We start from the raw sequence: 9,057 nt of genomic DNA, 5'->3' as shown, positions 1-9,057 counted from the left end.
GTGGGGTCGACCACCAGTGCGCGCGCAAAGCCCACGCGCTGACGCATACCGCCCGACAGCTCGCGCGGATAGGCGTTTTCGAAGCCGTCCAGACCAATCAGGTCGATCGCGGCCAACGCCCGTTCGCGTCGCTCGCGCGCGCCCACACCCTGCGCTTCGAGACCCGCTTCCACGTTCTGCAGAACAGTCAGCCACGGGAACAGCGCGAAGGTCTGGAACACCATCGCCACGCCCTTGGCCGGGCCGTCGAGCGGCTTGCCGAGGTAGGAGACTTCGCCGTCGGTCGGCTCGATCAGACCGGCGATGATACGCAACAGCGTCGACTTGCCCGAGCCCGACCGGCCCAGCATGCCAACGATCTCGCCTTCGCGCAGCGACAGGTTCACGTCGTCGAGGACGAGCAGTTCGCCCTGCGTTTTATTGAACCCTCTGCAGACGTCCTTGACCTTCAGGATCTCTTCACCCAGGCGTGGTGGCTTCGGCGGCGTCTGGACCGGCGCAGCGGTTACAGCAGCTTTAGGATTTTGCATCGCGGTTTGCCTTTAATTTCCTGTCAATCGAGCCGAAGCTTGGATTCGGCATAGGCGTACATCGGACGCCACAGCAGGCGGTTAAACAAGGTAACGAACAGGGACATCACGGCAATGCCGAGAATGATCTTCGGAAAATCGCCCGCGGCGGTGGTCTGCGCGATATAGGAGCCCAGCCCGTGAGCAACCACCTTGGTATTGCCCCACTGCACGAACTCGGCGACGATGCTCGCGTTCCACGCGCCACCCGACGCGGTGATCGCCCCCGTCACGTAATACGGGAAAATGCCCGGCAGCATCGCCTTGCGCCACCACTGCCAGCCGCGGATTCCGAAGTTGGCCGCCGCTTCCTTGTAGTCGTTCGGGTAGGAACTGGCACCCGCGATCACGTTGAACAGGATATACCACTGCGTGCCGAGCACGATCAGCGGCGACAGCCAGATATCGGGGTTCAGGTCGAAGCGCACGATCACGATCACGAACACCGGAAACAGCAGGTTCGCCGGGAACGCAGCGAGGAACTGCGCGACCGGCTGGATCTTCTCGGCGAGCGCAGGACGCAGCCCGATCAGCACGCCCAGCGGCACCCAGATCAGCGACGAAATCGCAATCAGCACCACCACGCGCAGCAAGGTGATCAGGCCCAGCACCAGCACATGCCCCACTTCGGCGAGATCGACACCGGTGCGGACATAGCTCACGACGCGAAAGACGACATACAGCGTCGCGAGGATGACCAGCACGCCCCACACGATGTCGCCCACGCGCGATGACTTCTGCAGGCGCGGCATCGGGAAACTGACGTTGGCGAAGCTTGGCAGGCGCATCGGCACGCGCGCGGCGTTGGCGAAGACCCAGCCCATCGGCACGAGCAGACGGTGAATCAGACGCGTACGGCGGATCAGATCGAGCAGCCACGACTCCGGCGCGTTGCCCGAACTGGTGTTCTCCATGCGGAACTTGTCGGCCCAGGCAACCAGCGGCCGGAACAGGAACTGGTCGTAGGCAAGAATCACGATCGTCATGGTCAGGATGACCCAGCCGATTGCGTGCAGGTTTTTATCGGAGATCGCCTGGGCCAGATACGCGCCAATGCCCGGCAGCGTAATCGTGTTGTTGCCCACCGTGATGGCCTCGGAGGCCACCACGAAGAACCAGCCGCCCGACATCGACATCATCATGTTCCAGATGAGGCCCGGCATCGAGAACGGCACTTCGAGCTTCCAGAAACGCTGCCAGCCGGTCAGATGAAAACCGCGCGACACTTCGTCCAGATCGCGCGGCACCGTGCGCAGCGACTGGTAGAAGCTGAAGGTCATATTCCAGGCCTGGCTCGTAAAGATCGCGAAGATTGCCGCGAGCTCCGCGCCGAGCACGCGGCCCGGAAACAGCGCCAGAAAGAAGGTGACCGTAAACGAAATGTAGCCCAGCACCGGCACCGACTGCAGGATGTCGAGAATCGGCACCAGCACGAGGCCCGCGCGGCGGCTCTTCGCCGCCAGCGTGCCGTAGATCAGGGTGAACGCCAGCGACGCCACCATCGCGGCGAGCATACGCAGCGTGGTGCGCAACGCGTATTCAGGCAGATTGGACGGGTCGAGCGAGATGATCTGGGTCTTCAAGGTCGACATCGGCGCCAGCGTCTGGTGAAAGCCGATCGCGGTGAGCGCGATCACGCAGATGATGAGCGGAAAGGCGACGAAGTCCCAGCCGTTGGGCAGCAGCCGCCATGCAGAAGCATTGGCGGTGCGTTTCAGGTCGAAGCTGAAGTCCATCAGGCGTCCTTCCTTGCGTAAGCTACGTGGAGACAGGCCGCGCTGAACGGCGCCGGGAATGCAGGACAGGCTGGGCTTGCCGGTTCCCATTCAGACACGGCGCGAAGGCCGGAATACGGGTCCGGAAAACGGAAATCAGGCATGGCAACAAGCATATGCACGGTAGTCGTTAGCGTCGGAGATACATTGACCGGCGGCAGCGGTCATGCTGGGTATCGGGCCCAGCATGACCGCTGCCGCCGCCTGTCAGGACTGGCGTCGCCCGAGGGCTGGCGAGCTTTCCTTGTTTTGGACGGCACGACACTACTACAACCTGTGTTTCAGGCACAACCTTTCGAGGCAAATCAGTGACGCGCCGGGTAGCGAGCCGATTCAGCGCCGCCGCTCGCGTGGTATGCCGGATACATCCGAAAAGCCCGCGGCGCCGTTCAGAAACCGCCTCGCGCGGTCGTTAATGACCGGATGATGTGCGCCGAATCGCAATAACGGATGGCGTTGTGCCACCTGGCGGTTAAAATCTACGGAAGGCGGATGGGTCCGGCCAGCGAGGTAGCCAGAAGGAACGGACCCCGGCGTTTCCAGATCGCCGCAGATCACTCGTCGCCCTCAGCAACGACTCAGCGCCAGCGCGCTGCAACGATTGACCTTGTTGCAACAAAAAGTCAGACGGATCATAGAGTCGATGAACAGGAATTCCTTGCGCCAGGCAATCGGACCGCTCAGCTTCGCGCTGGTGGTGCTCGCGTGCTGGCTCGTGTCCGGCATGATCGCGGACCGCATGGTTCAGCAGGAACTCGACGCCGCCTTGCACTCGCAACGGCAGATGTCGTCGTCGATCGTCGACAACATGGCCGAAGTGATCGCGAGCGATCTCTCCATGTCCCGCGCCATTCCCGCCACGATGGCGGAAATCAGCATGGTCCAGCACGCGCTCTCGCAGTCGCAAGGTTATGCGGCCAGCAGCACCGTGCCCGCCGCCACGCTGCGCGATACCCTGCTCAAGGTGCCGGAACTGCAAGCCCTCAGCGGTTTCCTGCACGACGCCCAAGGCTTTTCCGGGCTCGATTCGATCTGGCTCGTCAACGCCAACGGTTTGTGTGTGGCGTCCAGCAATACGCAAAGCCGCAACTTCGTCGGCATCGACATGCGCGGGCGCAACTTTCTGTCCAACGCGCTGCTGGGCGCCTTCGGGGAAGCCTATGGGGTGGGCCGGGCGAGCGGCGAGCCGGGCATCTTCATCGCGGCGCCGGTGTATGACGACGGCATTCTGGTCGGCGCAGTGATCGCCAAGGTGGGGATTTCACGGCTGCGCCACTGGGTCGCCCATGCAGGCACCTTCGTGGCCGACGAGAACGGCGTCATCATCATGGCCCACAACAGCGCGCTGGAAGGCCACGCCCTGCCGGACGGCCACGTCAAGGAGATGAGCGCCGCCGAACGACAGAACATCTATCGCCACGGAGACTTTCCGAACGTCCAGATCGAGGCGGACATGCAGCAGGTACGCGAGCAGGCGCCGTGGGTGCCCGCGGACATCGCGACGCATCTGTTCGGCACCGCGGATCGTGCCACGCCGGCCCTCTATGAATCGCGCGGCGGCCTCAACTCGGGACTCTCGGCCCATCTGGTCGACCCGCTCGCCGCGTGGCCCGAACTGCTGCGCAACCATAAGCGCGACCGCTTGCTGGTGTTTCTGACGCTGGCGGGCACGGTGGCGCTGGCGTGGGTGATTACCGTGTCCTATGTGCGTGAGCGCCGTCACCACCGCGCCACGCGCGATCTCGCCGAGCAGTTGCAATCGGCCAACACGCTGCTGTCGGCCGAGGCCCGCCACGATGCGTTGACCGGTGCACTGTCGCGTCGCTACTTCCTCGACCTGTTGCGCCATGAAATCGAACGTGCCCACGCGAGCGGCCAACCGCTTTGCATGGCAATCGGCGACCTCGATCACTTCAAACAGATCAACGACCGCTTCGGCCACGCCGCCGGCGACCGCGCCCTCGAGCATTTCGTCGATACCTGTCGTGCCGAACTGCGCGGCAGCGACGCGATCGGCAGACTGGGCGGCGAGGAGTTCGGCATCCTGTTGCCGGCTACCGCCCTCGAAGGCGGCCGCGAGGTCGTCGAACGGTTGCGCACCCGCCTCAAGGCGGTGCCGTCGACCAAGCTGCCGGCCTCGGCCAACCTCAGCGTCAGCATCGGGATCACCGAACTGTCGCCGGAAGATCTGCCCGAGCGGATCATGAGCCGCGCCGATCTCGCGCTCTATGCCGCCAAAACAGGCGGCCGCGACCGCACCGAGGCGCTGCCGCCGGACGACACCGCGCCGCCCGCGCGCACCGCCGCCACGACCTGGTAGCCTGCTCACCTGATTACCTGTCAAGCACTGGCGGGGCCTCGCCGCCTGCCCCACGCCCCAACCTTCCTGCATTAAGCAGGTATGATCAATGGCGGGTCGTTACTGAGCTATGGGGAGAGAGGTATGAAGGGAAATCTGGTCATCGTTTGCCGCGATCACGATGCTGACGCGTTCGACCATCTGCTGGCCGAGTACGGCGCCTTCCAGACGCGCCTGTCGTCGACCGCGTGGTATCTGAAACTGGACGTCGCGCCGGAGCTGATTCAGGAAGAAATTCTCACGCGCCTCGGTAAATACACGACGCACTATATTTTCGAGGCGGAGACCGTGACATGGAACACGGTGGACAGCGAAGCGGCCAATGCGCTGAATACGCTGTTTGCGGAGTAACCGGCTGCGATCCTGCGACTACCCCGCCACTACCACGCGCTTTCAGAAATCGACGTCATGCGCGGCACGGCCTCGAACGGGAACGTCATCAGCACCCGCAGGCCACGCCCGCCGTGATTGCCGATTTCCCATTCCCCGCCTGCGCGCCTCACCAACCTTTCGACAATCGCTAGCCCGAGGCCGCTGTGGCCATTGCCGCCGCGTGCCGGGTCGAGCCGCACGAACGGCCGGCTTGCATTGATGAGGTCCTGCGCCGCAATCCCGCCGCCGTTGTCCTGCACGGACAACGTGTAGCCCGCCGACGTGCGAGCCGTCGCCACCACCACCGGTGGTGCGCCATAGGCGTGGGCGTTATCAAGCAGATTGGACAGGATGCGGTCGAGCGTCGCGGCCGGCAACAGGAACCCCGGACCCGCCTTGAGATCGGTCAGCACGCTCCCCGCTCCCGTTGAGACCGCGCGGTAGCTGCGCACGACACGCTCGGATTGCGCATCGACCTCGACTGCCTCGCTGCGATCGGCGCCGTCGTGAGCGAACACCAAAAACTGCTCGACGATATGCGTCATCGAATCGACGTCGCGCACCACCCCGTCGCGCACCTTGGCTTCGTCCATCATCTCGGCGCGCAACCGCAGCCGCGCCAGCGGCGTTTTCAGGTCGTGCGCGACGCCGGCGAGCATCACGGCGCGATCGTTTTCCGTGCGCTCCACTTCCTGGACCATCTGGTTGAAGCCATGGGTCAACTGACGTAATTCGCGCGGCCCGCGTTCCGGCACCGGCGGCACCGGCTGGCCACGGCCAAAGCGGGCGACCGCGTTGGCCAGCGAGCGCAACGGCTGCTGCAATTGCCACGCCGCAAAGAGCGCCGCCATGACCGCAAAAGTAAAGATGATGGTGAGCCACAGCACCATACGGTCCACCGAACGCGGCGGACGCAGGGGTTGAACCGGCACGACGATCCAGTTGCGGTCGCTCGACTCACGGACCCACAGCGTAGGCGGCTTGCCCGGTTCGCCGAGGCGCACCTGGGTGCCGGGCGGCATGCGGTCACGCACGTCGTCAAGAAAGTGGTTGAGCGGCGTATTCGAACCTTCCTGCGGCGACGGCACGTCCGTGCTCGACGGGTCGACGAGGCGCACCCGCGAAGGTAACGGTTGATCCGGCGTATGCAAGACGTGCTGACGCACCGCGTCAACAAGGAAAGTGGCCTCTTCTACGGCGTAGCGGTTCTGAAACTGGCTGCGCTCCAGGCGAAACAGCGCGTACCCCGCGAAATGCGACAGCAGCAGCACCCCGACGACCAGTAACGCCAGCCGCCCAAACAGTGAATCAATGGGCCGGCGCATGCTGTTCGCCATCCGGCACGAACACATAACCGCGGCCGCGAACGGTCTGGATAAAGCGCGGTGTGGACGGGTCGGTTTCAAGGATGCGGCGCAGACGCCAGACCTGCACGTCGATGCCGCGGTCGGTGCCGTCGTACTCCGGACCGTGCAGCAATTCGAGCAGGCGCTCGCGGGTGAGCGTGCGCATGGGGTGATTGACAAAGATCTTCAGGAGCGCGAACTCACTGCCGGACAAGGTCAACGGTTTGTCTTCGAGATTGAGGGTGCGCGACTGGAAGTCCAGCGTAAAACGGCCGAACGTGAACGGTTCGCGCTGCTCCGGGGCCGCTGCCGAAGGCAGCGTACGGCGGCGGCGCAGCACGGCCTGCACACGCGCCAGCAGTTCGCGCGGATTGAACGGCTTGCCGAGGTAGTCGTCGGCACCCAGTTCCAGGCCGACGATACGGTCCACGTCATCCGCCCGCGCCGTCAGCATGATGACCGGGATGTCGTCGCCTGCGGCGCGCAGCTTGCGCAGCGCCGTCAGGCCGTCCACGCCCGGCATCATCAGGTCGAGCACGATCAGATCCGGGCGCTCGCGCTCCAGCCGCCGCTCGAGCGAGCCGGCGTCGTGCAGCACCGACACTTCAATGCCCTGACGCGCCAGATAGTCGCGCAGCAGGTCGCGGAGTTCGAGGTCGTCGTCGACGACAAGTATTTGAGTAGCCATGAGATGAAGTTTAACGCCCAGGCGGTAGGGTTTCCGGGCCGGACACCCCTCAAAGGGTTACCGGGTGTTACGGCGAAAGGCGCCAGTAATGTCGCGTAATAGCGACGCGTGCTCAGGTAACACAGCGCGGTCCGTAGGTCTCTACGCTGTGTCTTACCGAATGCATCCCGTCCTGTGTTGCCGTGTTTGCATCGTCGGCTATTCCATTACAAGGAGCCATTCATGGCCACAAAAATGTCACGCTTCATCGCCGTCGCCGCAGCATCGCTCGCTATCGGTCTCGGCGCCTACGCCGCTCAACCTGACGGCCAGGGCGGCCCCGGCGGCCCTGGCGGCTGGCACCATCACGAGCAATTCAAGGAGGAAATGGCCAAGCTTCACGGCCAGCTGAATCTGAGCCCGGATCAGGAAAAGCAGTGGCAGGCCGCGCTCGACACGATGAAACAGAATCGTGACGCCATGCGCGCCTCCCACAAGCAGATGCACGACCAGATGAAGGCCATGCAGCAACAGCCGATCCTCGATCTGAACGCCCTGCACGATATGCATCAGAAGGCCGAAGAGCAGAACCACCAGTTGCGCGAGCAGACCTCGGCAGCCTGGCTCAACTTCTACAACGGCCTGAACGACAAGCAGAAGACGCTCGTCAGCACCGCCCTCAAGCAGCATTGGGCCAAGATGGAAGCGCGCCACGAAAAGATGCATGACCATTGGCAGCATCATCAGGGCGCAGCTTCCGCGCCGGCCGCCAATCAGTAACGCATGGCGGTAAGTGCATGGCTAGCGCGCCATCGGGCGCGCGGTCGTGTGCCGTTGTGTAAACAGAAAACGCCGCGGAAGAGACTTCCGCGGCGTTTCTGTTTCAGCGAGAGACGGAGGGACAAGTCAGGTCACCGCCCGCTCAATCGCTCATTCAATCACCCGTTCAGCCGTTCAGCGAGCCGAGATCGAACACCAGCACCTCGGCGTCACGGCCCTGTTCGAGCGTCACCGTGGCGGCATCGACGATCATGGCAGCATCACCCGCTGTCAGCGCTTCGCCGTTGACCGTAAGCGCGCCACGCGCAACGTGAACATAGGCGCGCCGGCCAGTCTGCAACGGCAGCGTAGCCTGCTCGGCACCGTCGATCAACGCTGCATAAAGCGACGCGTCCGAATGAATCGTCACCGACCCGTCCCGTCCGTCCGGCGATGCGACGATACGCAAACGGCCACGCTTGTCGGCAGCGTCGAAGCGCTTTTCTTCGTAGCCCGGCTGATCGCCCGCGCGCTGCGGCAACACCCAGATTTGGAGCAGATGCACCGGCTCATCGTCCGACGCATTGAATTCGCTGTGCATCACGCCGGTGCCCGCGCTCATGCGCTGTACGTCGCCGTGGCGAATCGTCGAGCCGTTGCCCATGCTGTCCCGGTGAGCAAGCGCGCCGTCGAGCACATAGGTCACGATCTCCATGTCGCGGTGCCCGTGCGTGCCGAAGCCCTGGCCGCCTGCGATGCGATCTTCGTTGATAACGCGCAACGGTCCGAAGTGCATGTGCTCCGGGTCGTAGTAGTCGGCAAACGAGAAGCTGTGATACGAGTCGAGCCAGCCGTGGTTGGCGTGGCCTCGTTCAGCTGAGCGGCGGATCTCGATCATGCGGTTCTCCAGTGAGTGTGCGTTGTATTGCGATGCACAGAATGTATGGGCGCACAGCATCCAGAACAACCCGCGCCGGCGCACCGGATCGTTCCATAAATGCGCGCAATCGACACCCGGGGCGCGGCGCCGGGCACGAAACGGCGACCACCGCATACGGCAGCCCGCCGCGACACGAGCCCACGGCCGCACGACTGCGTGTCGGCAGGCGCCAAACTGGCATGGTGCGTACGTTCGGGTAAAATACCGCGCTTTTCGGGCGGACTCAGGCGTGCAGCCTTCTGCGTGAAATCGCGGATGACCACCGCGCGT

The 9,057-nt window shown here is 63.8% G+C and carries 8 protein-coding genes; 3 read left to right on the top strand and 5 right to left on the bottom strand.

The annotated features are described in order from the left end of the window. A partial coding sequence (locus tag P3T43_RS21965; protein ID WP_429283142.1) for an ABC transporter ATP-binding protein occupies positions 1-530 on the bottom strand: 530 nt, incomplete at its 3' end. Positions 531-553: 23 nt separating this feature from the next. After that, the gene (locus P3T43_RS21960) at positions 554-2,305 is read right to left on the bottom strand and encodes an ABC transporter permease (RefSeq protein WP_429283141.1); all 1,752 of its coding nucleotides are present in this window, start codon (positions 2,303-2,305) and stop codon (positions 554-556) included. A gap of 682 nt (positions 2,306-2,987) precedes the next feature. On the opposite strand from P3T43_RS21960, the gene P3T43_RS21955 reads away from it, so the two are divergent. Next, positions 2,988-4,664 (top strand): sensor domain-containing diguanylate cyclase, encoded by a 1,677-nt coding sequence (locus P3T43_RS21955; RefSeq protein WP_429283140.1) that lies wholly within the window; start codon positions 2,988-2,990, stop codon positions 4,662-4,664. 123 nt (positions 4,665-4,787) lie between these two features. Continuing rightward, positions 4,788-5,054, top strand: coding sequence for a hypothetical protein (locus tag P3T43_RS21950; RefSeq protein WP_429283139.1), 267 nt, complete (start codon positions 4,788-4,790; stop codon positions 5,052-5,054). 29 nt (positions 5,055-5,083) lie between these two features. Here the strand turns inward: P3T43_RS21950 and P3T43_RS21945 are convergent, their stop codons facing one another. Continuing rightward, on the bottom strand, positions 5,084-6,400 hold the full coding sequence (locus tag P3T43_RS21945; RefSeq protein WP_429283138.1) for an ATP-binding protein: 1,317 nt from the start codon (positions 6,398-6,400) through the stop codon (positions 5,084-5,086). After that, entirely contained in the window at positions 6,384-7,109 is a 726-nt protein-coding gene (locus P3T43_RS21940; protein ID WP_074265463.1) for a response regulator, read from the bottom strand. Before P3T43_RS21940 ends, P3T43_RS21945 begins: the two co-directional genes overlap by 17 nt. Before the next feature lie 222 nt (positions 7,110-7,331). Here P3T43_RS21940 and P3T43_RS21935 point away from each other — a divergent pair, with 222 nt between their 5' ends. Then, positions 7,332-7,868, top strand: a complete 537-nt coding sequence (locus P3T43_RS21935; RefSeq protein ID WP_429283137.1) for a periplasmic heavy metal sensor — start codon at positions 7,332-7,334, stop codon at positions 7,866-7,868. 166 nt (positions 7,869-8,034) lie between these two features. On the opposite strand, the gene P3T43_RS21930 is transcribed toward P3T43_RS21935, so the two are convergent. Then, on the bottom strand, positions 8,035-8,745 hold the full coding sequence (locus P3T43_RS21930) for a pirin family protein (RefSeq protein WP_429283136.1): 711 nt from the start codon (positions 8,743-8,745) through the stop codon (positions 8,035-8,037). Between the last annotated feature and the right edge of the window lie 312 nt (positions 8,746-9,057).

The organism is Paraburkholderia sp. GAS41 (assembly GCF_050436545.1).
Classification (GTDB): domain Bacteria; phylum Pseudomonadota; class Gammaproteobacteria; order Burkholderiales; family Burkholderiaceae; genus Paraburkholderia.
This window is presented reverse-complemented; position numbering and strand designations above follow the sequence as displayed.